The sequence below is a fragment of the Telluria sp. B2 genome (assembly GCF_051789535.1).
In the GTDB taxonomy this organism is placed as follows: domain Bacteria; phylum Pseudomonadota; class Gammaproteobacteria; order Burkholderiales; family Burkholderiaceae_D; genus Telluria.
In genome coordinates, this window is sequence record NZ_CP196525.1 from 2,803,367 (window position 1) to 2,826,972 (window position 23,606).

The following is a 23,606-nucleotide window of genomic DNA, read 5'->3' on the forward strand; positions in this document are numbered from 1 at the left end:
CAGGGGTATTGCAAATTGGCGCTCAGGAGCGCCCGTTCAGGTTGGCCAGCAGCCGGGAATACAGGTCGGACAACTGGCGCAGTTCATCGGGGCTGAAGTCGTTGCAGGCCTCGATGACCATGTTCGACACCTCGGGGATGGCCTGTTCGGCCAGCGCGCGGCCACGTTCGCTCAGCTTGATCATCACGGCGCGCCGGTCGCCCGGCTTCGGGCAGCGCTCGACCAGGCCGCGCGCCACCAGTTCGTCGCACACGCGGGTGAGGTTGGCCGGCTTTTCGTGGCAGGCTTCGCTCAGTTCCGAGGCGCTCGAGCTTTCGTCGACGCAGCCATACAGGATGGCCAGCACGGTATAGCTCGAATCGGCGAGGTCGTATTTCTTGACCAGGGCATTGGTGCGGTCGCGGAAGGTCTTGTGCAGGTGATTCGTCATCCGGACCAGTCGCATCGCGTCCACGGGAAACCCTGGCATGCGCGCCTCGACGCGACGCAAACGTTGATCGGTTGGCCCAAAGTCACTCATCGTTATTCCTTGCAGAAAAGACAAAGAACGGATTGTAATCCGGGCGCAGGGGGCTCAGGGAGCTGCGGTGGCCGCGGTCGCGGCGGCAGGAGCGGCTTCGACCACGCGGGCCGATGCGCGGGCGCTGCGGTCGACCGGCAGGTTTGCGTAGTGCGCTTCGGTGATCGGGTAGGAGCCGTCGGCCTTGGCTTGTTCGAGTTCGGCCAGGACGCGGGCGCGCACCGGGTCGTTCGAGCTTGCAGGGCTGGTCGATGCGCAACCGGCCATCAGGGAAAGCAGCAGGGTAGGGATCAGGATTTTCGTGATCATTTTGTTCGCCAAATATCGTTGGATTGAAAGTTTGGCGGGCCGCCATCGGTCCGTCAGGACTAATTTTATCACTGAATAGTACATTCCTGAACTAAGTGATTCTACGCATTCTTGCCTGGCAAGAACATGTGGTCGAAATCGGAAAGCGATCCGGGCCCCGTGCGGAACGGGAACCCGGCGCGGCTGGCGCGACCGCCAGCCGGAAGGAAGACAGCGCTTGCGCGCCTCAGTGCGCGGCGGCCTCGTGGCTGTCGGGCAGGAACCAGTTCAGCAGCACGGCGCAGATGCCGCCCGTGGCCACGCCCGACTCGAGCACGTTGCGGATCGCGGCCGGCATGTGCACCAGGAATTCCGGCACCTGCGACACGCCCAGGCCCAGGGCCAGGGAGACGGCGATGATCAGCAGGGCGCGCCGGTCGAGCTGCACGCTGGCGAGGATGTTGATGCCGGCCGCGGCGACCGCGCCGAACATCACCATGGCCGCGCCGCCCAGCACCGGCTCCGGCACTGCCTGGATCACGCCGGCCACGCTCGGGAACAGGCCGAGCACCACCAGGAACAGCGCGATCCAGACGCCGATGTGGCGGCTGGCGATGCCGGTCAGCTGGATCACGCCGTTGTTCTGCGCGAAGATCGAGCTCGGGAAGGTGTTGAAGACGCCCGCCAGCAGCGAGTTGGCGCCGTTGAGCAGCACGCCGCCCTTGATCCGCTTCATCCAGACCGGGCCTGCGACGGGCTCGCGCGAGATCTTGCTGGTCGCGGTGACGTCGCCGATGGCTTCCAGCGAGGTGACGAGGTAGATCACGATCATCGGGATGAACAGCGACCACGAGAAGGACAGGCCGAAGTGCAGCGGCACCGGCACCTGGAAGGCCGGCGCTTCATGCATGCCGGTGAAGTCCAGGCGGCCGAGCCAGGCGGCCAGCGCGTAGCCGACCGCCAGCGCGATGACGATGGCGCTGCTCCTGAGCCAGACCACCGGAATGCGGTTCAGGATCACGATGATGGCCAGCACCACGCCGGACAGCAGCAGGTTCTCGCCGTTCGCGAAGCTGCCGTTGGACATGGCCGCAAAGCCCCCGCCCATGCTGATCAGGCCGACCTTGATCAGGGTGAGACCGATCATCAGGACCACGATGCCGGTCACCAGCGGCGTGATCATGCGCTTCACGAAAGGCAGGACGCGCGAGACGCCCATCTCGACGAAGGAGCCGGCGACCACGACGCCGAAGATGGCGGCCATCACCGCTTCCACCGGGGTGCCCTGCTTGACCATCAGCGAGCCGCCGGCGATCAGGGGGCCGACGAAGTTGAAGCTGGTGCCCTGCACGATCAGCAGGCCCGCGCCGAGCGGGCCGAAACGGCGGCACTGGACGAAGGTGGCGATGCCGGAAATGACCAGCGACATCGAGACGATCAGGTTGGTGTCGCGCGCCGAGACCCCGAGCGCCTGGCAGATCAACAGGCCCGGCGTGACGATCGGGACGATGATGGCCAGCAGGTGCTGGAGGGCGGCGAGCATGCCGACCAGGGGGCTGGGGCGGTCTTCGAGACCGAGGACGAGGTCGGCGCGAACCTGGGCCGAGGCGGGGACGGAGGGGGAAGCGGAGGCGGGCAGCTTGGGTTGGGTAGTCATGCGCGGGCACCGGGCAAAAACGCGATTTTACGCTGTTGCGCTTTCCATGGCTCATTTTTTGTCGCGGCCTGCGCCCTTCAGCCCGAGAACAGCTTCGCGAGCACCCCCCGGATCCACATGTTCGCCGCGTCCTTGTGGTACTTGCGGTGCCAGTGCTGTTTCAGGTCGAAGTTCGGGATCTCCAGCGGCGGCTCGATCAGGCGAATGCTGGCGATCTTGGCGAAGGATTCGCCGACCGCGTAGGGGACGGTGACCAGCAGGTCGGTGGAAGCGATGATGAAGGGGATCGACATGAAGTGCGGGGTTTCGAGCACGATGCGGCGCTCGATGCGGTGGCGCTTGAGCAGCTGCTCGAAGATTTCCTGGCTGCGTCCCTCGGCGCTGATGACGGCGTGGCCGATGCGCAGGAAGTCGTCCATCGAAATGCGGCTTCCCCTGATGCGGTGCCTGGCGTTGAGCAGGCTGATGAAGGAGTGGGTGAACAGGCGCTGCTGGAAGAAGTTGCGGGCCTTCAGGTCGGGGAAGTAGCCGACCGCCAGGTCGATCTCGCCGGCCTCGAGCCCCTCGGCGACTTCCTCGGGCGACGCCGTCACCGAGCGCATCCGCGCGTTCGGGGCATGCGCCTGCAGGTAGGCCAGCAGCTTGGGCAGGAAAGTCATCTCGCCGATGTCCGACAGCGCGAAGGTGAAGCGGCGCGTCGTCGTGGCCGGATCGAAAGCCGCGCCCGAGAGGACGTCGGTCTTCACCCGCAGCAGGATGTCCTTGGTCGGGGCGATCAGGGCCTCGGCGCGCGGCGTCGGCGCCATGCCGTGCGAGCCGCGCACGAACAGCGGATCGCCCAGCGCCGCGCGCAGCTTGTTCAGGGCGATGCTCACCTTTGGCTGGCTCCAGCCGAGACGGTTGGCGGCGCGGCTGACGCTGCGCTCCTCGGCGATCGCCAGCACCACCGGCAACAGGTTCAGGTCGAATTCGGTGTCGCTGTTCATATTTCGTTTTCGAATAAATGTTATGCGGCGAATTATCTTGAGAGATAACACAGCTTCACTATGATGGCAAACACGGTCGCTGGACAACAAGCCGACAACGATACCTACAACAGACAAGGAGACAGGCATGAATCGCTTCCCGATGGCGTCATGGTGCATCGCTTTATCCCTCGGCGCCGTGGCGGCGCACGCCAGCGCCGGCGCCGATACGATCAAGATCGGCGTCATCACCTCGCTCAGCGGACCGGCCGCCGAGAGCGGCGCCCAGATGAAGGCCGGGATCGATACCTGGCTGCGGATGCACGGCGCCACGGTGGCCGGCAAGCGCCTGGAGGTCATCTACAAGGACGACACCGGCACCCAGCCCGACATCGCCAAGCGCCTGGCCACCGAGCTGGTCACGCGCGACCGGGTCGACGTGCTGGCCGGCTTCGTCTTCACGCCGAACGCCATGGCCGCCGCCGGCATCGCCGACCAGGCCAAGAAGCCGATGGTGGTGATGAACGCCGCCGCCTCGGCCATCACCGCCCGTTCTCCTTATGTGACGCGGGTTTCCTACACCATCGCCCAGTCGGCCAAGCCGCTGGCCGAATGGGCCTACAAGACCGGCGCGCGGCGCGTCTATACCGTGGTGGCCGACTATGCGCCCGGCGTGGACGCCGAAGCCTGGTTCAACAACACCTTCACGGCCCTCGGCGGCAAGATCGTCGGCTCGGTGCGCATGCCGCTCTCGAGCGTCGACTACGGCGCCTTCGTCCAGCGCATCAAGGACGAGAAGCCCGATGCGATCCATGTCTTCCTGCCGAACGGCCAGCCGATGGTCTCCTTTACCAAGGCCTACCGCGAGAAAGGCCTGGACAAGGCGAATATCCGCTTCCTGGGCGGCGAAGGCTGGGGCGACGAGGATGTGCTGAAAGCCGGCGGCGATTCGCTGGTCGGCATCTATTCCTCGGGCTTCTATTCCTATACCCGGCCCGGTCCCGAGAACGCGAAGTTCGTCGAAGCCTTCGGCAAGACCGTGAACGGCAGGATGCAGCCGTCCTTCCTTGCCGCCGCGTCCTACGATGGCATGGCGCTGATCGCCAAGACCCTGGCCAGGACGAAGGGGGATGCCAGCGGCCCGGTCTTCATGGCGGCGCTGAAGGGCTACTCGAGCAGCAGCCCGCGCGGCACGGTGGCCATCGATCCCGCCACGCGCGACATTGTCCAGACCATGTACATCCGCCGCATCGACAAGCAGGGCGCCAGGCTGGTCGCGACCGAGATCGACCGCTTCGATGCGGTCAAGGACCCGGGCAAGGAAGCCAAATGAATCAACACGAGGAGCCGATCATGTTTCCACTGAACCGATGGTATGTCGCGGGCTTTGCCTGGGAATTGCAGGACAAGCCCCTGGCGCGTACGCTGCTGAACCACAAGGTCGTGATGTTCCGCACCGGGTCGGGCGAGGTCGCGGCGCTCGAGGACCGCTGCTGCCACAAGTCGCTGCCGCTGTCCTGCGGCACGGTCGAGGACCGCGGCGTGCGCTGCGGCTACCACGGCCTGCTGTTCGCGCCGAACGGCGCCTGCCTGGAGATTCCGGGCCAGGAACGCATCCCCGCCAAGGCCTGCGTCAAGTCCTTCACCCTGGTCGAGAAGGACCAGATCCTGTGGATCTGGATGCCCCAGGAAGCGGGTGCGGCGCCGACCACCGAGCCGCCCTCGTACTGGGTGCACAGCGACCCGCGCTACCGCTTCCGGGGCGACGTCTTCCATTACGACGCGCCTTACCAGCTCATCCACGACAACCTGCTGGACCTGAGCCACCTCGGCTATGTCCACCTGAAGACCATCGGCGGCAATGCGAAGGTGCACATGAACGCGGACCTGCGGGTCGAGGGCAGTGGCGAGCAGGTCAGGGTGCTGCGCTACATGCCGGATTCGGCGCCGCCGCCGACCTACCTCGGGGCCTGGCCGTTCAAGGGCAATATCGACCGCTGGCAGGAGGTCGAGTTCAATGTCAGTCACCTGAACATCTGGACCGGCGGTGCGGACGTGGGCACCGAGGACCTGGACGACCCGCAGCGCGGCGGCTTCCACATGCGCGGCTTCCACGCGATCACCCCCGAGACCGAGCACAGCGCGCACTACCTGTGGACCATGGCTTCGAACAGCCATCCGGACAAGCCGGACGTGAGCGACCTGGTGTACGAGCAGACGGCCCTGACCTTCTACGAAGACAAGGTCGTCATCGAAGCGCAGTACCAGAACATCCTGCGCTTTCCCGGCGCGCCCCAGGTCGACATCCACGTCGACGCCGGCCCGAACCGGGCGCGCCGCATCGTCGAGCGCCTGCTGAAGCAGCAGGCAGGCGGCGTCGCGCCACTGGCTGCGGTTGCGGCGCCGGCGCGCTGACAGCGGCGATCCAGCACGCATGCCGGCCGCGCCGCAGGATGCGCGGCCGCATGCCCGAAACGAGGACGAGAATGAGGATGAAAGCGTCATGAACATGCCATCGCCGCTGCGCGTCACCGTCCTGGCCAGGCACAGCGAGGCGCAGGACATCGTCGGTCTCGAGCTCGGTGATGCCGGCGGAGCGCCGCTGCCGCCGTTCACGGCCGGCGCGCACATCGACGTGCAGCTGGGGCCGGGCCTGACCCGCCAGTATTCGCTGTGCAATGCGCCGTCCGAGCGGCACCGCTACCTGATCGCGGTGCTGCGCGATCCGCGTTCACGCGGCGGCTCGCGCGCCATCCACGACAGCGTGCGGGTAGGCGACAGCCTGCAGATCAGCGCGCCGCGCAACCACTTTCCGCTGGTGCAGGCCAGGCGCTACCTGCTGTTCGCGGGCGGCATCGGCGTCACGCCCATCCTGTGCATGGCCGAGCGGCTGGCGCAGCTGGAGGCGGACTTTACGATGCACTATTGCACCCGCGCGCCCGAGCGCACGGCATTTCGCGAGCGCCTTGCCGGCTCGTGCTTCGCCAACCGGGTCCGCTTTCATTTCGACGCCGGTACGGAGCCAAGGCTGGACATTGCCGCAGCGCTGGACGCGGCCACGCCGGACACCCACCTGTACGTGTGCGGGCCGGCAGGCTTCATCGAGGCGGTCACGAGCGCGGCAGGAAGACAGGGCTGGTCGGGCGAACGCGTCCACGTCGAGCATTTCGGCGCCGCGCCCGCCGCAGACGCGGGTGCGGCGCCCTTCGAGGTGAAGATCGCCAGCACGGGCCAGGTGTGCAGGGTCGGCCCGGGCCTGAGCGTCACCCGGGCGCTGGAAGAACAGGGCATCGTCATCCCGGTCTCCTGCGAGCAGGGCGTCTGCGGCACCTGCGTCACGCGCGTGCTGCAGGGCGCGATCGAGCATCGCGACCAGTATTTCACCGACGAGGAGCGGGCGCTGAACGACCAGTTCACGCCCTGCTGTTCGCGCGAACAGGGCATGCTGGTGCTCGACCTCTAGCTTCCCGGGGCCGCGCGCTGCGCCTCCAGCCAGTCGAAGATTGCCGGCCAGATGCGCGCATGGGCGCTGCGGCCCACGAGCACGCCGACGTGCTGCAGGTTGACGCCGACGTCGCCGCCGTATTCGAGCAGGAGCTTGGCCGGGCTGGACGCGGCGTCGTGGAAGGGCAGCACCGACTGCGGCGGAATCACCTTGCTGCGCGGGTCGGCCACGCTCACCAGGGGCGTGCACAGGTCCTTCGGCCCGATCCTGCGGCTACCGACGCTCAGCTTGCCCTGCATGAGTTCGTCCTTGCGGTAGAGCGATTCGACCAGGTCCACGAACAGCTGGCCCGGCAGCGGGAACTCGTCGTGGGTCCAGCGCTCGACCCGCATGTGGGTGGCCATGGCCTGCGGATTGAAGAGCGACATGCTGCGGTCCAGCATGCGTTCCCACTGGAAGGCCTGGGGCTCGGCCATCGCGCTCATCATGTTCAGGAATACGCCCGGGACCTGGCCGAAGGTGTCGGCGATCTTGCGTGCATCGGGCACCTGCTTGATGAGCGGCGAGAAGCAGCAGGTGCCCGGCTCGAAGTGCAGCGGCGCCTCCAGCAGCACCGTGGCGCGCAGGGCCTCGGGGTGCAGGCAGCTGTGGATTGCGGCCAGGATGCCGCCCAGCGAATGGCCGGCAAGGTAGACGCGCTGTTCGCCGCTGTCGGCCTCGATCACCCGGCGGGCCTCCGTCAGCAGGCGGTCGCCGTAATCGGCCAGTCCATAGTCGAGCGTGCTGTCGGCCAGGGGCACCCATTCGGCCAGGTAGACCCGGTAGCCGCGCTCGCGCCAGCGCCGCACGACGCTGATGTCCGGCGCCAGGTCCCAGATGTAGGAACGCTTGATCGGCGCCGGTACCAGCAGCACGGCCGGGCCATCGTCGTCCGCGTCGCCGTAGCGGCGTACCTGCATGCCGGGCTCGGTGTGCAGGATGGTGTGGGGTGTTTCCTGTGGTCCGTAGCCGGCGCGGTCGTACATCTGGCCGCGCGCCTGGCGCGATCGGTCCATGTTCTTCAGGGTCGTTGCCCCGAGTGTCGAAAAGCTGCTCCAGTTCATTGCGTGCATGGCGTCCTCAACGGGTTTGGGTGGCAGCACTCTACGCCAGCTTGGGTGCGCTTCCAACCGTGTTCCAATTGAACCGGCGCTGCCTTTGCGCCGCGCTAAAGGCGCCGCCGCAGCAGGAGGTTCCTTGTATCGACATCAGCTTACCGCAAACAGGGATCCGTTACGGCGAGACCGGCAAGGCCGGTCGACGGCGCGCGGCGCGGGCCCCGCGTGGCGGTCCCGCGCCTGGCCGTTCGGGCCATATCACGCCTTGGCGCGCCGCTTCTGCGCCTCGGTGATGGTCCAGTAATAGATGGTGCGGCCGTCGACGGTTTCGGTCTTCTCGGCCGGCCATTCCGCGCCCATGTCGAAGGCATGGGACACCACCCGCGAGCCGACCTTGAGCTGCTGCCACAGGCGCGGCCGCAGCTTGGTATTGATGCTCGGCAGCAGGTAGAGGGTTACCACCGAGGCGTCCGACAAATCGGCCTCGAACAGGTCGCCCACCTTGAAGTTCACCTGTTTCTCGACGCCGGCCTTGCGCGCGTTCGCCCTGGCCTCGGCGATGCGGTTCGGGTCGAGGTCGATCCCGGTACAGCGCGCGCCATACTCCTTGGCCGCGGTGACGACGATGCGCCCGTCGCCGCAGCCGAGGTCGTAGAGCACGTCGTTCTTGCCGACCTTGGCCAGCGCCAGCATGCGGTCCACCACCTGCTGGGGCGTGGGCACATAGGGCACGTCGAGCGCGGGCGGGGTGGGGGCATCCTGGGCGAGCGGGCCGGGTCCGGGAAGCAGGCTGAGCCCAGTGGCGGTGGCGCCCAGGAGCAGGACATTGCGACGGCTGGTGGGGTGGTTCATCGACATTCTCCTTTGATGGACAAGGCGGAACAAGGCGGGACAGGCGGAACAAGGGGGGATTCGCGGGTCAGGGCGGGGTGGAGGCCCCTGCGCCGGCCTGTTTGCCGCGCAGCAGCGGCAACAGCAGCAGGCCGAGGGCGAGCACCGCCACGCCGATCCAGGCCGCGTTCAGCCCGCCGAGCGACTGGCTGAACACGTAGGACAGGCTGGACCAGAGCATCCAGGCGCAGGTGGCGCAGAACAGCAGCGGCACCAGGGGAAACAGGGGAACCTTGAAGGGCCGGGGCAAGTCCGGCTCGCGCCGGCGCAGCACGAACAGCGAAGCCCCGGCCAGCAGGAAGAACAGCCAGAACACGGGCGCCGTGAACTCGACCATGGCCTTGAAGCCGCTGCCGACCGCGCTGCCGATGCCGACCAGCACCAGGGCGGCGACGCCCTGCACCAGCATCGCGGCGGCAGGCGAACCGCGCTCGCCGTCCCAATATCCGAGGCGGCGCAGGCGCGGCCAGTCGCAGCCCATGGCGTAGCCGGTGCGGGCGCCGACGATCATGGTGGCGTTGATGGAGGTGAGGGCCGAGACGGCGACCAGCAGGGCGATCATGGTCTCGCCGATCGGCCCCAGGGTGGCGCGCATGACGTCGGCGGCGAGCGCCTCGGACGCGGCCATCCCCTGCATCCCGAGCACATGCCAGCAGGCCCAGGTGACGAGCAAATAGAGGCAGGTGATGACCAGGATCGACAGCGTCAGCGCCTTCACCATGCAGCGCCTGCCGTCGCGCACCTCGGCGCTGATGTAGGCGGCTTCGTTCCAGCCGCCGTAGGTGAGCAGGACGAAGACCATCGCCATGCCGTACGAGGCGCCGGCGCCGTTGGCCGGGCTTGATGCGGCTGCGGCGGGCGCGGGATCGGCCAGGAAGGCGGCGGCGCCGGCGATCAGCAGCAGGCCGCCGACCTCGAGCAGCGTGAGCCAGCCCTGGGTGGCGGTGCCGGTGCGGATGCCGCGCAGGTTGAGCAGGGTGAGCACCACGATGACGGCGCAGGCGTACAGCGTGGAACCGGTGCCGCGCGCCACGCCCGGCAGGGGCAGGGCCTGCTGCAGGTAGTCGCCGAACACGAAGCCGAGCAGGGCGATCGAACCGGTGGTGATCACCGAGAAGCGCGCCCAGCCGAACAGGAAGGCCACCGTGCGCCCGTAGGCGCGGCGCAGGAAGTGGTAGTCGCCGCCCGCGTGCGGATAGGCCGTGGTCAGTTCCGCGTAGCACAGCGCGCCGATGAAGGAAACCAGGCCGCCGAGCGCCCACAGCGCGAACATCGCCGTTGCGCTGCCGCTGAGGGAAGCGACGATCGCGGGCGCCTTGAAGATGCCTGCCCCGATGACCACGCCGACGATCAGTGCGACGGCCGCGCGCAGGCCGATGGTCGGCCTGGGTTGGGCCGCTCCGGGAGGTGCTGCGATGCGTACCGCTTCACTTGGGTCCATGGCAATCATGCTCGGCAAAGGAAGTTCGACCGCCCGATGCACGCCGAGTTCGCATTGTGCCGGACCGGATTGCGTGCGGTTCCGGTGCGCACCGCCCTGGCCGACGGCGGGCCCAGTATGTCATGAGGATTGCGTGCGCCCATCTGGACGCGCACTGGACGCGGCGTTTCCTGGATCGTCGGGGTGAGAGCGTCGCGGGGCCGCAACACCCGCCGGCTACGGCTCGCTAACGGCGTCCCACCAGGTGGGCGTGGAACAGTTCGCGGTCGGCGCCGGGGTTCATGGGGTAGCCGATCTTTCCGGCAATGATGTGGGCGACCGGCAGGCCGTCGCGAAACAGGATGCGGTTGCCGCCCAGCGCAGGCACCTTGTCGCCCGGCAGCAGGGTGCCGCAGAGGTTCAGCGGATCGATGCCGGACAGGCAGACCAGGGCGCCGTCGTGGGGGCGGCGCCGTACTTCGCGCAGCAGCGGGATCGCCTCGGGCAGCGCGAACTGTTCGCCCGAGAACCCGGCGACGAAGCGGCCGCCGCGGATCTCTCCCCGTGCTTCGAGCCGGTGGTAGACCGGCAGCAGTTCGCGCCAGGAGGGCAGCCAGGAGGCCTCGCGTTCGAGCAGGCGCCAGAACATCACGCCATAACGCCGCAGCAGGGTCATGGCGACGTATTCCAGGGTGTCCGGATCCAGCCGGCGCCGGCGCGGCGGCGTACCCGCGTCAGGCGGCGTGTCGTTCTCCATGCCCGCACGCCGCACCAGCGCCCAGCGCCCGGCTTCCTCCATGCCCGGGCCGGCGCCGCGGCGACGCTTGCGGTCCATGCTGGTGCGCTTGGCGGCCGGTTGCAGCATGGCGCGCATGCCGGCGAAGCTGTCGGCGTTGGCCAGGCCCAGGGTCACCAGTTCGCCCAGGGCATTTTCCAGTTCCACGGGCAGCATGCGCACCTCGTGCACCAGTTCATCGAAGAACAGCGCGCCGTGGCGGCGCAGGGCGTCGAGCACCCCGACCGCGCGCGGCGACACCTCGGGCGGGCCGGCCGGCTGGGGCAGGGCATGCCAGAGCGCCGTCTGGCGCCGCGGCAGCAGCACGATCGGGGTGCTGCGCACCGGGCCGCCGTTTGCCGAGCGCGGCGCGTCGATGCGGGTCCAGACCAGCTTGCCGGCGCGGCAGAGGTCGTCCAGCCACAGGATCGAGTAGTCCGGCATGCGCAGGGCCAGCAGGTCCGGCTCCCACGACCCGGCCGGCGCCGGATAGCCTTCGAGCTGGGCCAGCAGCCGGGGCAGCGCCTCCTGGCCCTGCCACCGGGTATCGGGCGTCAGGTGCTGCCAGTCGAACAGGAAGCGCATGAAGTCCTGCAGCGCGACCGGTTCGATCTCGCGCCGCAGCCGCCTGATGGTGTAGCGGTGGATGCGCGCCAGCAGGTGGCGCTCGCACCACTCTTCCTCCGCCGCGCCGGGCGTGAAGCGGCCGCGCATCACGTAGCCTTCGCTCTCGAGCTGCGCCAGGGCGATGGCGACGCTGCCGGCCGGCAGGGCAAGCGCGGCGGCGATGGCGGCGAGCGGCTGTGGCCCGCTCCCCGAGAGGCGGGCGCGCACCAGTTCCACCAGCGCGGTATCGAAGGTCCAGGGCTCGCCCTCGTTGCCGCGGTGGCTTTCGGGCACGACGAGCGGCGGCGCGATGGCGGCATCGGGATAGACCGCCTGCAGGCAGTCGAGGCGTTCGAGCGCCACCCAGAGGTCGACGGGACCGGCAGCGCCGCCCGGGCCGTGCATGCGCGTGGCGCGGCCGGCGTCCGCCAGCGCCTCCAGCCAGGCCGGCCAGCCTTCCTGGCGCTGCGCTTCCTCCTGCGTGATGCAGCCCAGGGCCACCAGCGCTTCCTGCACCTCGTCGGCGCTGCGCGCCTGGGGCCAGGCTTCCTCGGCCACGCCGGCGATCGCCTCGGGGTCGAGCGCGCCCAGGTCGTCGGTCGACGCCGGGTCGCTCCAGCGCCGGTTCAGGACCGCCTGGGTACGGCGCTCCTCCAGCGGAGCGTCGTCGAGGAAGGCATAGGGCCGGGCATTCAGGATCTCGGCCGCCAGCGGCGAGGGTGCGGGCAGGTCGCGCGCCAGCAGGCGGACCTCGCCCGCCTCCATGCGCCGCAGCAGTGCGAGCCAGCCCTCGCTGTCCATCGCATCGTGCAGGCAGTCGTCCAGGGTCTGGTCCACCAGCGGATGGCTGGGCAGCTCGCGCTCGCCGACGATGTTCTCCAGGCAGGCGGCCCCGTCCGGGAAAATGGTGGCCAGCAGGTCGTCGCTCTTCATGCGCTGCAATTGCGGCGCCACCTTGCGCCCGCCGGCAAAGCGCGGCAGGGCCAGGGCGGTCGTGGCGTTCCAGCGCCAGCGCACGTTGAACAGCGGCGCATCGAGCAGGGCCTGCACCAGGATCGGCTCGGCCGTGTTCGAGCGCAGGTAGCGCCAGACTTCGTCGAGCGGAAAACTGTGGCTGGTCGAGAGCGAGAGAATGATCGCGTCCTCGGTGGCCGCCGCCTGCAGCTCGAAGTTGAAGCTGCGGCAGAAGCGTTTTCTCAGCGCCAGGCCCCAGGCGCGGTTGATGCGGCTGCCGAAGGGCGTGTGCAGCACCAGCTGCATGCCGCCGGATTCGTCGAAGAAGCGCTCCATCACCAGCGTGTCCTGGGTCGGCAGGGCGCCCAGCGCCGCGCGCGCACGGGCCAGGTAGTCGACGATCTGGCTGGCCGCGTCTTCGTTCAGGGCCAGGTGTTCGACCAGCCAGCCGACCGCCCGCTCCAGCGCTGCAGTGTTGTCGGCCGGCGCGGCGGCCTTTCGTCGCCCGGCAGCCGGCTCCATCAGCTGACGCTCGACCTCGGCCCGCAGGCGCGCCACGCCGGCGGATAGTTCGTTGCTGCGCCCGGGCGCCTCGCCGTGCCAGAACGGGATATTCGGCGCCGCACCCTGGGCGTCCTCGACCCGCACCTTGCCCGACTCGATCTTCATGATGCGGTAGGAGGTATTGCCGAGCTGGAACACGTCGCCGGCCAGGCTCTCGACCGCGAAGTCTTCGTTGACGGTGCCGACCGACAGGCCCTGCGGTTCGAGCAGGACACTGTAGTCGGCATTCTCGGGTATCGTGCCGCCCGAGGTGACGGCCGCCAGCTTGCCGCCGCGCCGGCCGCGCAGGGAGCGGGTGGCGGCGTCGCGGTGGATGTAGGCGCCGCGCACGCCGGCGCGCGTGGTGTAGCCCTCGGCCAGCATGCGCAGCAGGGCGTCGAAGCTGCGCCGTTCCAGTTCCGCGTAGGGCTGGGCGCGCCGCACCAGCTCGAACAGGGCGTCCTCGCCCCACTCCCGGCAGGCCACTTCGGCCACGATCTGCTGGGCCAGCACGTCGAGCGGCGCGCGCGGGATGCGCAGGGCATCGAGTTCGCCGCGCCGCACGCAGTCGAGCAGGGCCGCGCATTCGACCAGGTCGTCGCGCGAGGTCGGGAACAGCCGGCCCTTGGGCGTGCCGCCGACAAAATGGCCCGAGCGCCCGACGCGCTGCAGGAAGGCCGCGATGTTGCGTGGCGAGCCGACCTGGCAGACCAGGTCGACGTCGCCGATGTCGATGCCCAGTTCCAGCGAGGCCGTGGCGATCAGCGCCTGCAGTTCGCCGCGCTTGAGGCGCTGCTCGGCGTCGAGGCGGTACTCCTTGGCCAGGCTGCCGTGGTGGGCGGCGACGTGGCCGGCGCCGAGGCGCTCGCCCAGGTGGCGCGCCAGGCGCTCGGCCATGCGGCGCGTGTTGACGAAGATGAGCGTGGTCCGGTGCAGCACCACCAGTTCGGCCATGCGGTCGTAGACCCGCTCCCAGACTTCGTTGGGCATCACGGCCTCGAGCGGCACCGGCGGCAGTTCCAGCCCCAGGTCGCGTGCGCGCACGTGGCCGACGTCGACCACGGCGCAGGTTTTGCCCTGGCCGACCAGGAAGTCGGCCACGGCGGACAGGGGTTTCTGGGTCGCCGAAAGACCGATGCGCACCGGCGCGGCGTTTCCGGACTGCGTCCCGTGCTGCGCGCACAGGGCGTCGAGGCGCTCCAGGCTGAGCGCCAGGTGGCTGCCGCGCTTGCTGCCGGCGACCGCGTGGATCTCGTCGACGATCACGGTGCGCACGGTGGAGAGCATGGCGCGCCCGCTGTCCGAACCGAGCAGCACATACAGCGATTCGGGCGTCGACACCAGGATGTGCGGCGGGCGGCGGCGCATGGCGTTGCGCTCGGCGGTCGTGGTGTCGCCGGTGCGCACGGCGCTGCGGATGCCATGCGGCGGCAATCCCATCGCCGCCAGTTCGCGGGCTATGCCCTCCAGCGGCCCCTTCAGGTTGACACGGATGTCGTTCGACAGGGCCTTCAGGGGCGAGACATAGAGCACCCGGGTCTCGTCCGGCAGCGGGCCCCTTACGCTGTCGCGCACGAGGGCGTCGATCGCTGCCAGGAAGGCGGTCAGGGTCTTGCCCGAGCCGGTCGGCGCCGCGACCAGCGTGGCGCGGCCGGCCTGGATCGGTGGCCAGGCACGCAGCTGGGCCTCGGTGGCGGCGGGAAAGCTGGTGGCGAACCAGGCGGCCACCGCCGGGTGGAAGTCGTGGCGCAGGCTGGCGGGGAGGGCGAGATCGTTCATGCGTAGCAGATGGGGTTGACCGGGCCGATGGCAAGATTATCCATCAATTGTTCCCCCGGCACGGCCGGCAAGGTGGCTACTTTCCAGTATCACCGATGGTTATCTTACCGAACTGTCACCGTGCTCGCCACCCTCGACGCGCAGCAGGACATCGTGCTCTGGAACCGCTGGATGACGGTGCGTTCCGGCCGCTCGGACGTGCGCTGCGCCGCGCCTAGCGGGCGCAACTGCGTGGTGGCGGACGGCGATGCCGTGCAGGCTTGAGGGCCGGTTAGTCCTGCGCCTTGGCACTGGCGCAGGCCAGCATGGCCTCGGCGATGGCATCCTGGCCGCCCGTGTGCAGGGCCCCGGCCGCGCCCCGCAGGTCGCGCACTTCCTTGTTCTGGCTGAGCTTGGACTTGCCTGCCAGGCGCGTGATCTCGATTTCGATGCCCACGATGGCCCCGAGCAGGGTATCGATGAATTCCCTTGGGCTGTCCGACATCTTCCAGGGCGCCGGCTGCGAGGCTTCATGGGTCTTCGTCAGCCGTCCGACCAGGGCGCGCACGAAGCGCTCGTCGTCGTGCACGCGGATGCGTCCGTGGGCATGGACCACCATGTAGTTCCAGGTCGGCACCTGCCTGTGCTCTTCGTGCTTGGACGGATACCAGTTGGGCGAGATGTAGGCGTCGCCTGCCTGGAAGATCACCAGGACTTCGTCGCCGTCCTTTACCTCGCGCCAGAGCGGATTGGCGCGCGCCACGTGGGCGCGCAGGACGCCGGGTGCGCCGGGCTGCGCGCTCAGCTCGAAAGGAAGATGGTTGGCGTCCAGGCCCTGGGCGCCGTGCGTGACCAGGGCGCCGAGAGGGTGTTGGCGAATCAGCGCATGCAGCGCGTCGAGGCGCGGTTCGTCGAAATGGGCGGGTAGGTACATGTCGGGTTTCCCTGGTTGCCGGAACGTCGATTATCGCGGTTTTCCTGCCCCGTGTGTCCGCGTGCCGGCTGGCGCCGCCATGCGCCCTTGCGCCACACTCCCGCCGTGCGACACGCAGACGAATCACGGCAACACCAGCCCAAGCCGCATCGCCCAGCCACACCATGCATGAGCGCGCCAGCATGGACGCGGCGCGCCCGCTCGCCGATACTCTTCGTCCGCGCAGCATCGCCGATATCGGGTATGCGCCTGTGCCGCGCCGGCGCAGGCATTACTTCGGCTGGTAGATCTGGTCGAACACGCCGCCGTCGGCGAAGTGGGTCTTCTGCGCGTTGGCCCAGTTGCCGGCGACGTCGACGATCGTGAACAGCTTTACCTGCGGGAAGCGGCTGGCATAGGCCTTGGCCGCCTTCGGCGTGGCCGGACGGTAGTAGTTGTTGGCGATGATGGCCTGGGCCTCGTCGGTGTAGAGGTAGTTCAGGTAGGCCTCGGCGACCTTGCGGTTGCCGTGCTTGTCGGCGTAGCGGTCGACCACGGCCACCGGGGGCTCGGCCAGGATGCTGACCGACGGGGTGATGATGTCGAACTTGTCCGGGCCCAGTTCCTTTACCGCCAGGTAGGCTTCGTTTTCCCAGGCGATCAATACGTCGCCGATGCCGCGCTCCACGAAGGTCGTGGTGGCGCCGCGTGCGCCGGAATCGAGCACCGGCACGTTCTTGTAGAGTTTGCTCAGGAATTCCTTCGCCCTGGCTTCGTTGCCGCCCGGCTGGCGCAGGGCATAGCCCCAGGCGGCAAGGTGGTTCCAGCGCGCGCCGCCCGAGGTCTTCGGGTTCGGCGTGATCACCGAGACGCCCGGTTTCACCAGGTCGTTCCAGTCCTTGATGGCTTTCGGGTTGCCCTTGCGCACCAGCAGCACGATGGTCGAGGTGTAGGGCGCGCTGTTGTGCGGCAGGCGCGCCTGCCAGCCGTGGCGCAGCAGGCCCTTGTCGACCAGGGCGTCGATGTCGTAGCCGAGGGCGAGGGTGACGACGTCGGCTTCCAGGCCGTCGATCACCGAGCGCGCCTGCTTGCCCGAGCCGCCGTGCGACTGCTTGATCTTGACGTTGTCGCCGGTTCGCGCCTTCCACGACCTGGCGAAGGCGGCGTTCACGTCCTGGTAGAGCTCGCGCGTCGGGTCGTAGGACACATTGAGCAGGTTGATGTCGGCGGCGAAAGCGGGTTGCAGCAGCGCGGCGGTGGCGAGCAGGGTCAGCAGTTTCTTCTTGATCATGGTGGTTCCAAAATGGTCATCAGGTAAGCCATACGTTAATGGCTCGCCGCACTGATGGGAACGAAGCTTTTGCTACATGCGTATCTGTTTTCCGTATATGGCCGACCAGCACCTCGATTTACGCCAATGCGTGCGCTACACTGCGCGCTTTGACCGAAACGAACCACACCATGGCCCTTCCGACCGAGCTGCGCGCGGGCGCGCTGGCATCCCTGCTCGAAACCGATCCCGCGGCGAAAACCCGCATGGTCGCGGAACTTGCCGAGCTGCACCGCAAGGGCGACGTGCAGGTGAGCAATACCGCATCGTTACATCCGGCCGGGGCGATTCCCGGCCGTCCAGACAAGCCCGAGCTGGTGCCGCCGCGCCTGGTCGGACGCCGCTCGATGGCGACGAACGAGGGACGCGCCATGCTGGTCCACGCGCTGGCCCACATCGAATTCAATGCGGTCAACCTGGCGCTGGACGCGCTGTGGCGCTTCCCCGGCATGCCGCACGATTACTACAGCGACTGGCTGCGCGTGGCGAGGGAAGAGGCCTGCCACTTCGCGCTGCTCTCGAACCACCTGGCCACCCTCGGCTACGCCTACGGCGACTTCCCGGGCCACGACAGCCTGTGGGAGATGGTCGGCAAGACCAGCGGCGACGTGCTGGCGCGCATGGCCCTGGTGCCGCGCACGCTGGAGGCGCGCGGCCTGGACGCGATTCCGCCGCTGCGCGCGAAACTCGCCCAGGCAGGCGACCAGGCGGCCGCACAAATCCTCGACATCCTGCTGCGCGACGAGGAGGGTCATGTGGAGATCGGCAACCGCTGGTACCTGTACCTGTGCGCCGAGCGCGGGCTGGAACCGGTCTCCACCTACGACGAGCTGACGGTGCGCTACAAGGCGCCGGTCCTGAAGGGGCCGTTCAACCTCGAGGCGCGCCGGCGCGCCGGTTTCAGCGAAGCGGAGCTGGCGCGCCTGGCCTGAAGAGCTGCGCCGAACCGAAAAGGCCCTACGCCGTTTCGCGCAGCGCCCTTGCGCTGGCCAGGTATTCGGTAACCCAGTAGAGCAGGGCGGCGCCCGGCAGGGCCATGCCCAGCAGCAGGACCGCATGCCAGCCGTACTGCGAAAACACCCAGCCGCCCGCCGCCGAACCGACCGCGCCACCGACGAAGAACAGGGAAAAATAGATGCCGTTCAGGCGGCCGCGCACTTCCGCGCCGAGGGCGAAGATCGCGCGCTGGCCCAGCACCATGTTCGCGGCCACGCCCATGTCGATGATGACGGCGGCGACCACCAGCAGGGCCAGCGCCAGGTCGCGCGAGGCCGGCGCAAAGAGGGGCAGGGCGAAGCCGGCGATCGCCAGCAGCAGGGCGCAGGCGGTGGCCGGCAGCGTATGGCCGCGGTCGGCCAGCTTGCCGGCGATCGGCGAGGCCACGGCGCCGGCCATGCCGACCAGGGCGAAGACCGCGATGCCGGTCTGCGACAGGTGGAAGGCGGGCCCGGCCAGCATCAGCGGCGTCACGGTCCAGAACAGGCTGAAGCAGCCGAACATCGCGGCCTGGTAGGCGGCGCGCCGGCGCAGCACCGGGGTAGCCGCGAATAGATGGCGCAAGGACCCGATCAGGGACCCGTAGGAGAGAGGCGACTCTGGCTGGCGCGGCGGCAGGCGGCGGCGCAGCACGAAGGCGAGCACCAGCACGATCAGGGCGGCGGCGCCGAACACGCTGTGCCAGCCGGCGTGGTCGGCCACCAGGCTGGCCGCCGGGCGCGCCAGCATGATCCCCAGCAGCAGGCCGCTGACGACCCGGCCGACGTTGTAGCCGCGCGTGTCGTCGCGCGAAAAGTGGGCCGCGAAGGGCACCAGCACCTGGGCCGCCACCGAGCCCAGGCCGATGCCGAGCGAGCTGGCGAGGAAGAGCCAGGCCTGCTGGCTGAAGGCGGCCGCCGCCAGGGCCAGCGCGGTGCCCAGCAGCAGGACGAAGACCAGGCGCCGGTTTTCCAGCAGGTCGCCGAGCGGCACGATGAAGAACAGGCCGAGCGCATAGCCGATCTGGGTGAGGGTGACGACCAGGCCGGCGGCGCCCGCCGACAGGCCGGTGGCGGCGGCAATCGGCCCGACCAGGGGCTGGGCGTAATACAGGTTGGCGACGATCAGGCCGGCGGCGACGGCCAGCAGGCGCACCAGGCCGGGTGCTATGTCGGCGGATGCAATGTCGGGGATGGGCGCCGACGCGTGCTTCATGGATTCTCCTGTGGACAGGCGCCGGATCGGCCTGTCATACAATGCATCTTATCCGATTGCGCAGCGAACCGTGCCGGGCCGACCCTTGTCGAGGCCGGCGCTGCGTGATTCCACCTGGAGTCAAGCATGAACCAACACATCCAACCCGTCGCGTTAGACAAGGCCTATCGGCTGCTGACCCACGGACCGACGGTCCTGGTCTCTGCCCACCACGCGGGCATCGACAACGTCATGGCCGCGGCCTGGGCCTGCGCCCTCGACTTCGCGCCGCCGAAACTGACCGTGGTGCTCGACAAGAGCACGCGCACCCGCGAACTGATCGAGGCCAGCGGCCAGTTCGTGATCCAGGTCCCGACCGTGCGGCTGCTGCAGCTGACCCATGAAGTAGGCACGCGCAGCCGCGCCAGCGAACCGGACAAGCTGGAGGTGTCCGGCGTCGAACTGTTCCGGCTCGGCGAGACCGGCATGCCCTTCGTTGCGGGCTGCTCGGCCTGGCTGGCCTGCCGCCTGGTGCCGGAGCCGCACAACCAGCAGGCCTACGACCTCTTCATCGGCGACGTGACGGCCGCCTGGGCCGACGAGCGGGTGTTCAGGGACGGGCGCTGGAACTTCGAAACCGCCGGCCTGGAATGGCGCAGCATCCACCACGTCGCCGGCGGACATTTCTATGCGATCGGCGAGCCGATGCAGGCCCAGGCCGACCCGGAAGCCTGAGTCCGGCGCCATAGTCGAATTTTTCGACGATAGGCGGGCAAACTACTCGCTTTCCGTTCCCGCCGCGGCGCCGCATAATGCACTTCATCGACAACACGGCCCCAGCGAAGAACGGTAGCAGCAACCCGCTTTGCGCAGATGTTCGAACACTTCGAACGGCCGATAACAAAGGAGCGTATCATGTTGAAAGTACGTAAAAGCGAAGAACGCGGCGTGGCCAACTTTGGCTGGCTGGACTCGAAGCACACCTTCTCCTTCGGCCACTATCACGATCCGGCGCACATGGGCGTGGGCCCGCTGCGCGTGATCAACGAGGACCGTGTCGCCGGCGGCGGCGGCTTCGATCCGCACGGCCACCGCGACATGGAGATCATCTCCTACGTGCTGGACGGCGCGCTCGAGCACAAGGACAGCATGGGCAACGGCTCGGTGCTGCGCTACGGCGACGTGCAGCGCATGAGCGCGGGCAAGGGCGTGGTGCACAGCGAGTACAACCACTCGCCGACCGAGCAGGTCCACTTCCTGCAGATCTGGATCCAGCCGAACCAGGTCGGCGCCCCGGCCGGGTATGAAGAGAAGCACTTCGACCGCGAATCGAAGCTGGGCCGCCTGCGCCTGGTGGCCTCGAACGACGGCCGCGAAGGTTCGGTGTCGATCCGCCAGGACGCCTCGCTGTATGCCGGCATCCTGGACGGCGACGACGAGGTCAGCTTCCCGCTGGGAGAAAAGCGCATCGGCTACCTGCACGTGGCGCGCGGCCAGCTGAACGTGAACGGCATCGCGCTGAAAGCCGGCGACGCCGTGCGCGTCGACGACGAAGCCGCGATCGTCCTGAACGGCGCCGACAACGCCGAAGTGCTGCTGTTCGACCTGCCGCACTGATTCGGGGACGGCGTGCCCGATCGAACACGCTGATGAAACGACGTAGGGTGGGCGCCCCGTGCCCACCAATTCAACCTACGTTTGCGAACCGGTGGGCACGGTGCGTGTTCAGCACAGAGACATAGGTAACACTTGTCTAGAGACATAGGTAACACCTTTTATGATCATTGCACAGCTAACAAGTGGAGTGTGCGATGCCTTGGAAGGAAAGTTCCCGTATGTCCTCTCGTCTTGAATTTGCCATGCTGGCGGATGCGTCTGACAGCAACATGACAGCGCTTTGCCAGTCTTTCGGCGTCAGCCGAAAGACTGGCTACAAGTGGCTCGATTTGTATCGGAAGCACGGCCCGGAAGGGCTGCAGGAGCGCTCACGCCGTCCTCTGTCGTCGCCCAAGCGATGCGGTGCCGAGTTGGAGGCGGCAGTATTGAACCTGCACGACAAGTATCCCTGCTGGGGTGCCCGCAAGCTCAAAGCACTGCTCCCCGAGACCGCGGGCAAACCGCATCCAAACACCATTGCTGCCATTTTGAGACGGCATGGGCGCCAACTAGTGCCTCATGTCAGCCAGACCAAGCCTGCCAAGGGACGCTTCGAACACGAGGAACCGAACAGCTTGTGGCAGATGGATTTCAAAGGCCATTTTGCCTTGACCAATGCAGCGGCCGGCCGCTGCCATCCGTTGACAGTACTGGATGATCACTCCCGCTTTTCGCTGTGTCTGGCTGCGTGCTCGGGCGAAGACGGCCCGCAGGCAAAGGCTGTGCTTACAAGGACGTTTCAAAAATATGGACTGCCGCAGCGCATTACCTGCGACAACGGTGCGCCTTGGGGAACAGCCGGGCATAAATCCATCTCGCGGCTCGAGGTGTGGCTGGTACGCCTGGGTATCCGCGTCAGCCATAGCAGTCCGCACCATCCGCAAACGCAGGGCAAGGACGAGCGGTTTCATCGAACGCTCAAGCGCGAACTCCTGGAGCGCTACGGTTATGGCTCGCTTGCCGCGTGCCAGGAGGCCTTCGATGCCTGGCGCGACCAATACAACCTGATTCGTCCCCACGAGGCACTGGGACAAAAAGCTCCCGCCACCCGCTACCAGCCCAGTGCGCGCAGTTTTCCATCCCACCTGCCGCCGATCGAATATGACGACGGCGACATCGTGCGTACCGTACAGCGGCACGGCCAGATCAATTTCAAGGGCCGCAGTTACTTTGTGGGTGAAGGTTTGTACCAAGAGCCTGTGGCAATCAGAGCGACGGATCAGGACGGCGTCTTCAACGTCATCTTCTGCCACCAACAGGTTGCACAGATCGACCTCACCAGCAGCTAAAATAGCACCACGCAGTGTTACCCATGTCTCTAGACAGGTGTTACCTATGTCCCTGTGCTAAACAGTGCGCCCACCCTAATGTGATGGACTCCACCCTCCTGATATCGGCATCATTGTGCCAAGCGTGCCAGATTGGGCTGGCACGCTAAAACAAGAGGGGGAGTCACCATGAATGCTAGCGCAAAAGTAGTTGGTTTGGATATTGCGAAGGACGTGTTCTTCGCGGTCGGGCTCGATGGAAACGGCAAACGGGTGTTCAAGAGTAAGCTTTCTCGAGACCAGGTGCTTGCGCAGTTCGCGCAGATGGCTCCGGCGATGATTGGTATCGAAGCGTGCGCGGGTTCGCATTACTGGGCACGCAAGCTCGTCGAAATGGGACACGACGCCAAACTGATTGCGGCCCAACACGTCAGGGCATATGTCACCGGTAACAAGAACGACATGAACGACGCTGCTGCAATTGCCGAGGCGCGCTCGCGTGGGGCAACCAAGTATGTGCCGATCAATACGGCTGCACAGCAAGATTTGCAGATGCTGCACCGCGCTCGCAGCGCCCTGATGACGGAACGGGTGGCGATGATCAACAGGATCAGGGCGTTTGCCGGGGAATATGGCCGGGTGTTTCCCAAGCGCGTGGAAAGATTCCGCGACGGACTGAAAGCATGGCTGAACGATCTGGACAATGGTTTGTCTGGTATGGCCCTGGAGACGTTCCGGGAGCTCAAGGCCCAGCTGGACGACAAGGACGAGAGGATTCAGGCGTACGACCGACGTTTGAACCAGGCAGCCAAGTCGGAACTGGCGAAGAAACTGATGGAGGTGCCGGGTGTGGGGCCGTTGACGGCAACGGCAGTGCAGGCAACCATCGCCGATCCGCGCCACTACAAGAGCGCGCGGGACTTTGCAGCGAATTTAGGCCTCGTGCCACGCGAGCATAGCAGTGGAGGCAAGCAGCGCCTGTATGGCATTACCTGCAGGGGCGACAGCTATCTGCGCACCCTGCTCATACACGGAGCGCGCAGTGCACTGAGAACAGCAAGCGGCAAGCCCGACAAGCTGCTGCAGTGGGCAACAAGGCTGGCAGAACGGCGCAGTTTCAACGTTGCCGCGACTGCGCTGGCCAACAAGATGGCCAGGGTGATCTGGGCGTTGATGGCGCATGGACGCCCGTACGTTCCGGCCTGGTCGAAAGACACGCCCAGGCCGGCCTGAAAAGACTGTCGATTAACTCAGCAACAGCAAGGAGCAACCGCCAAGTTTGCGACGAGAAGAAAGAATGATGCCAACAGGTTGGACCGGCGTCGGGTGAATCCGTAAACTGTAGTGGCCA

20 protein-coding genes are annotated in these 23,606 nt (G+C 67.3%); 9 read left to right on the top strand and 11 right to left on the bottom strand.

Features of this window, described 5'->3' with window-relative positions; all coding sequences use genetic code 11:
• Positions 1 to 22: 22 nt before the first annotated feature.
• From ACSUZJ_RS12440 to ACSUZJ_RS12455, 4 genes are all read right to left on the bottom strand, one after another.
• Positions 23 to 469 (bottom strand): MarR family winged helix-turn-helix transcriptional regulator, encoded by a 447-nt coding sequence (locus ACSUZJ_RS12440; RefSeq protein WP_499408526.1) that lies wholly within the window; start codon positions 467 to 469, stop codon positions 23 to 25.
• A 105-nt stretch (positions 470 to 574) separates the two neighbouring features.
• Positions 575 to 829: a DUF4148 domain-containing protein gene (locus ACSUZJ_RS12445; protein WP_499408528.1), complete on the bottom strand. Its 255-nt coding sequence runs from the start codon at positions 827 to 829 to the stop codon at positions 575 to 577.
• Between the two features lie 226 nt (positions 830 to 1,055).
• On the bottom strand, positions 1,056 to 2,465 hold the full coding sequence (locus ACSUZJ_RS12450) for a nucleobase:cation symporter-2 family protein (RefSeq protein ID WP_499408530.1): 1,410 nt from the start codon (positions 2,463 to 2,465) through the stop codon (positions 1,056 to 1,058).
• Between the two features lie 77 nt (positions 2,466 to 2,542).
• Positions 2,543 to 3,451: a LysR family transcriptional regulator gene (locus ACSUZJ_RS12455; protein WP_499408532.1), complete on the bottom strand. Its 909-nt coding sequence runs from the start codon at positions 3,449 to 3,451 to the stop codon at positions 2,543 to 2,545.
• 127 nt (positions 3,452 to 3,578) lie between these two features.
• On the opposite strand from ACSUZJ_RS12455, the gene ACSUZJ_RS12460 reads away from it, so the two are divergent.
• The 3 genes from ACSUZJ_RS12460 (at position 3,579) to ACSUZJ_RS12470 (ending at position 6,893) form a co-directional block, all read left to right on the top strand.
• Positions 3,579 to 4,763 (top strand): ABC transporter substrate-binding protein, encoded by a 1,185-nt coding sequence (locus tag ACSUZJ_RS12460; protein WP_499408534.1) that lies wholly within the window; start codon positions 3,579 to 3,581, stop codon positions 4,761 to 4,763.
• Positions 4,760 to 5,845 carry a Rieske 2Fe-2S domain-containing protein gene (locus tag ACSUZJ_RS12465; protein ID WP_499408536.1) on the top strand — a complete coding sequence of 362 codons (1,086 nt, stop codon included), beginning with the start codon at positions 4,760 to 4,762 and terminating at the stop codon, positions 5,843 to 5,845. Before ACSUZJ_RS12460 ends, ACSUZJ_RS12465 begins: the two co-directional genes overlap by 4 nt.
• Before the next feature lie 88 nt (positions 5,846 to 5,933).
• A complete protein-coding gene (locus ACSUZJ_RS12470) occupies positions 5,934 to 6,893 on the top strand; it encodes a PDR/VanB family oxidoreductase (RefSeq protein WP_499408538.1) in 960 nt (319 codons plus the stop codon).
• Here ACSUZJ_RS12470 and ACSUZJ_RS12475 read toward each other — a convergent pair.
• The 4 genes from ACSUZJ_RS12475 to ACSUZJ_RS12490 all read right to left on the bottom strand — a co-directional run bounded on the left by ACSUZJ_RS12475 (position 6,890) and on the right by ACSUZJ_RS12490 (position 14,940).
• Positions 6,890 to 7,987, bottom strand: coding sequence for an alpha/beta fold hydrolase (locus tag ACSUZJ_RS12475; RefSeq protein ID WP_499408540.1), 1,098 nt, complete (start codon positions 7,985 to 7,987; stop codon positions 6,890 to 6,892). The genes ACSUZJ_RS12470 and ACSUZJ_RS12475 overlap by 4 nt on opposite strands.
• A gap of 243 nt (positions 7,988 to 8,230) precedes the next feature.
• Positions 8,231 to 8,824, bottom strand: coding sequence for an SAM-dependent methyltransferase (locus tag ACSUZJ_RS12480; RefSeq protein ID WP_499408542.1), 594 nt, complete (start codon positions 8,822 to 8,824; stop codon positions 8,231 to 8,233).
• A 67-nt stretch (positions 8,825 to 8,891) separates the two neighbouring features.
• Entirely contained in the window at positions 8,892 to 10,304 is a 1,413-nt protein-coding gene (locus tag ACSUZJ_RS12485) for an APC family permease (RefSeq protein ID WP_499408544.1), read from the bottom strand.
• Between the two features lie 226 nt (positions 10,305 to 10,530).
• Positions 10,531 to 14,940 (bottom strand): DEAD/DEAH box helicase, encoded by a 4,410-nt coding sequence (locus ACSUZJ_RS12490; RefSeq protein ID WP_499408546.1) that lies wholly within the window; start codon positions 14,938 to 14,940, stop codon positions 10,531 to 10,533.
• Positions 14,941 to 14,967: 27 nt separating this feature from the next.
• Here ACSUZJ_RS12490 and ACSUZJ_RS12495 point away from each other — a divergent pair, with 27 nt between their 5' ends.
• Positions 14,968 to 15,204, top strand: coding sequence for a hypothetical protein (locus tag ACSUZJ_RS12495; protein ID WP_499408548.1), 237 nt, complete (start codon positions 14,968 to 14,970; stop codon positions 15,202 to 15,204).
• Positions 15,205 to 15,211: 7 nt separating this feature from the next.
• Here the strand turns inward: ACSUZJ_RS12495 and ACSUZJ_RS12500 are convergent, their stop codons facing one another.
• A complete protein-coding gene (locus tag ACSUZJ_RS12500; protein ID WP_499408550.1) occupies positions 15,212 to 15,853 on the bottom strand; it encodes an FMN-binding negative transcriptional regulator in 642 nt (213 codons plus the stop codon).
• A 271-nt stretch (positions 15,854 to 16,124) separates the two neighbouring features.
• Positions 16,125 to 17,123: a sulfate ABC transporter substrate-binding protein gene (locus tag ACSUZJ_RS12505; protein ID WP_499408552.1), complete on the bottom strand. Its 999-nt coding sequence runs from the start codon at positions 17,121 to 17,123 to the stop codon at positions 16,125 to 16,127.
• Between the two features lie 170 nt (positions 17,124 to 17,293).
• Between ACSUZJ_RS12505 and ACSUZJ_RS12510 the strand changes: the two genes are divergently transcribed.
• Positions 17,294 to 18,094 carry a ferritin-like domain-containing protein gene (locus ACSUZJ_RS12510; protein WP_499408554.1) on the top strand — a complete coding sequence of 267 codons (801 nt, stop codon included), beginning with the start codon at positions 17,294 to 17,296 and terminating at the stop codon, positions 18,092 to 18,094.
• 25 nt (positions 18,095 to 18,119) lie between these two features.
• On the opposite strand, the gene ACSUZJ_RS12515 is transcribed toward ACSUZJ_RS12510, so the two are convergent.
• Complete coding sequence (locus ACSUZJ_RS12515) at positions 18,120 to 19,352, bottom strand: MFS transporter (RefSeq protein WP_499408556.1); 1,233 nt, start codon at positions 19,350 to 19,352, stop codon at positions 18,120 to 18,122.
• Positions 19,353 to 19,478: 126 nt separating this feature from the next.
• On the opposite strand from ACSUZJ_RS12515, the gene ACSUZJ_RS12520 reads away from it, so the two are divergent.
• The 4 genes from ACSUZJ_RS12520 to ACSUZJ_RS12535 all read left to right on the top strand — a co-directional run bounded on the left by ACSUZJ_RS12520 (position 19,479) and on the right by ACSUZJ_RS12535 (position 23,488).
• A complete protein-coding gene (locus tag ACSUZJ_RS12520; protein WP_499408558.1) occupies positions 19,479 to 20,066 on the top strand; it encodes a flavin reductase family protein in 588 nt (195 codons plus the stop codon).
• A gap of 180 nt (positions 20,067 to 20,246) precedes the next feature.
• The gene (locus tag ACSUZJ_RS12525; protein ID WP_499408560.1) at positions 20,247 to 20,948 is read left to right on the top strand and encodes a pirin family protein; all 702 of its coding nucleotides are present in this window, start codon (positions 20,247 to 20,249) and stop codon (positions 20,946 to 20,948) included.
• A 194-nt stretch (positions 20,949 to 21,142) separates the two neighbouring features.
• Positions 21,143 to 22,276, top strand: coding sequence for an IS481 family transposase (locus ACSUZJ_RS12530; protein ID WP_499408562.1), 1,134 nt, complete (start codon positions 21,143 to 21,145; stop codon positions 22,274 to 22,276).
• Between the two features lie 168 nt (positions 22,277 to 22,444).
• A complete protein-coding gene (locus tag ACSUZJ_RS12535) occupies positions 22,445 to 23,488 on the top strand; it encodes an IS110 family RNA-guided transposase (RefSeq protein ID WP_499408564.1) in 1,044 nt (347 codons plus the stop codon).
• Positions 23,489 to 23,606: the final 118 nt, after the last annotated feature.

Bases quoted from the DNA above. Each gene is read 5' to 3' on its own strand.
- ACSUZJ_RS12510 (WP_499408554.1), top strand. From the start codon at position 17,294: ATGGCCCTTCCGACCGAGCTGCGCGCGGGCGCGCTGGCATCCCTGCTC.
- ACSUZJ_RS12470 (WP_499408538.1), top strand. From the start codon at position 5,934: ATGAACATGCCATCGCCGCTGCGCGTCACCGTCCTGGCCAGGCACAGC.
- ACSUZJ_RS12450 (WP_499408530.1), bottom strand. From the start codon at position 2,465: ATGACTACCCAACCCAAGCTGCCCGCCTCCGCTTCCCCCTCCGTCCCC.
- ACSUZJ_RS12480 (WP_499408542.1), bottom strand. From the start codon at position 8,824: ATGAACCACCCCACCAGCCGTCGCAATGTCCTGCTCCTGGGCGCCACC.
- ACSUZJ_RS12495 (WP_499408548.1), top strand. From the start codon at position 14,968: ATGGCAAGATTATCCATCAATTGTTCCCCCGGCACGGCCGGCAAGGTG.
- ACSUZJ_RS12455 (WP_499408532.1), bottom strand. From the start codon at position 3,451: ATGAACAGCGACACCGAATTCGACCTGAACCTGTTGCCGGTGGTGCTG.
- ACSUZJ_RS12505 (WP_499408552.1), bottom strand. From the start codon at position 17,123: ATGATCAAGAAGAAACTGCTGACCCTGCTCGCCACCGCCGCGCTGCTG.
- ACSUZJ_RS12525 (WP_499408560.1), top strand. From the start codon at position 20,247: ATGTTGAAAGTACGTAAAAGCGAAGAACGCGGCGTGGCCAACTTTGGC.
- ACSUZJ_RS12520 (WP_499408558.1), top strand. From the start codon at position 19,479: ATGAACCAACACATCCAACCCGTCGCGTTAGACAAGGCCTATCGGCTG.
- ACSUZJ_RS12475 (WP_499408540.1), bottom strand. From the start codon at position 7,987: ATGCACGCAATGAACTGGAGCAGCTTTTCGACACTCGGGGCAACGACC.
- ACSUZJ_RS12445 (WP_499408528.1), bottom strand. From the start codon at position 829: ATGATCACGAAAATCCTGATCCCTACCCTGCTGCTTTCCCTGATGGCC.
- ACSUZJ_RS12490 (WP_499408546.1), bottom strand. From the start codon at position 14,940: ATGAACGATCTCGCCCTCCCCGCCAGCCTGCGCCACGACTTCCACCCG.
- ACSUZJ_RS12485 (WP_499408544.1), bottom strand. From the start codon at position 10,304: ATGGACCCAAGTGAAGCGGTACGCATCGCAGCACCTCCCGGAGCGGCC.
- ACSUZJ_RS12460 (WP_499408534.1), top strand. From the start codon at position 3,579: ATGAATCGCTTCCCGATGGCGTCATGGTGCATCGCTTTATCCCTCGGC.
- ACSUZJ_RS12440 (WP_499408526.1), bottom strand. From the start codon at position 469: ATGCCAGGGTTTCCCGTGGACGCGATGCGACTGGTCCGGATGACGAAT.
- ACSUZJ_RS12535 (WP_499408564.1), top strand. From the start codon at position 22,445: ATGAATGCTAGCGCAAAAGTAGTTGGTTTGGATATTGCGAAGGACGTG.
- ACSUZJ_RS12500 (WP_499408550.1), bottom strand. From the start codon at position 15,853: ATGTACCTACCCGCCCATTTCGACGAACCGCGCCTCGACGCGCTGCAT.
- ACSUZJ_RS12530 (WP_499408562.1), top strand. From the start codon at position 21,143: ATGCCTTGGAAGGAAAGTTCCCGTATGTCCTCTCGTCTTGAATTTGCC.
- ACSUZJ_RS12515 (WP_499408556.1), bottom strand. From the start codon at position 19,352: ATGAAGCACGCGTCGGCGCCCATCCCCGACATTGCATCCGCCGACATA.
- ACSUZJ_RS12465 (WP_499408536.1), top strand. From the start codon at position 4,760: ATGAATCAACACGAGGAGCCGATCATGTTTCCACTGAACCGATGGTAT.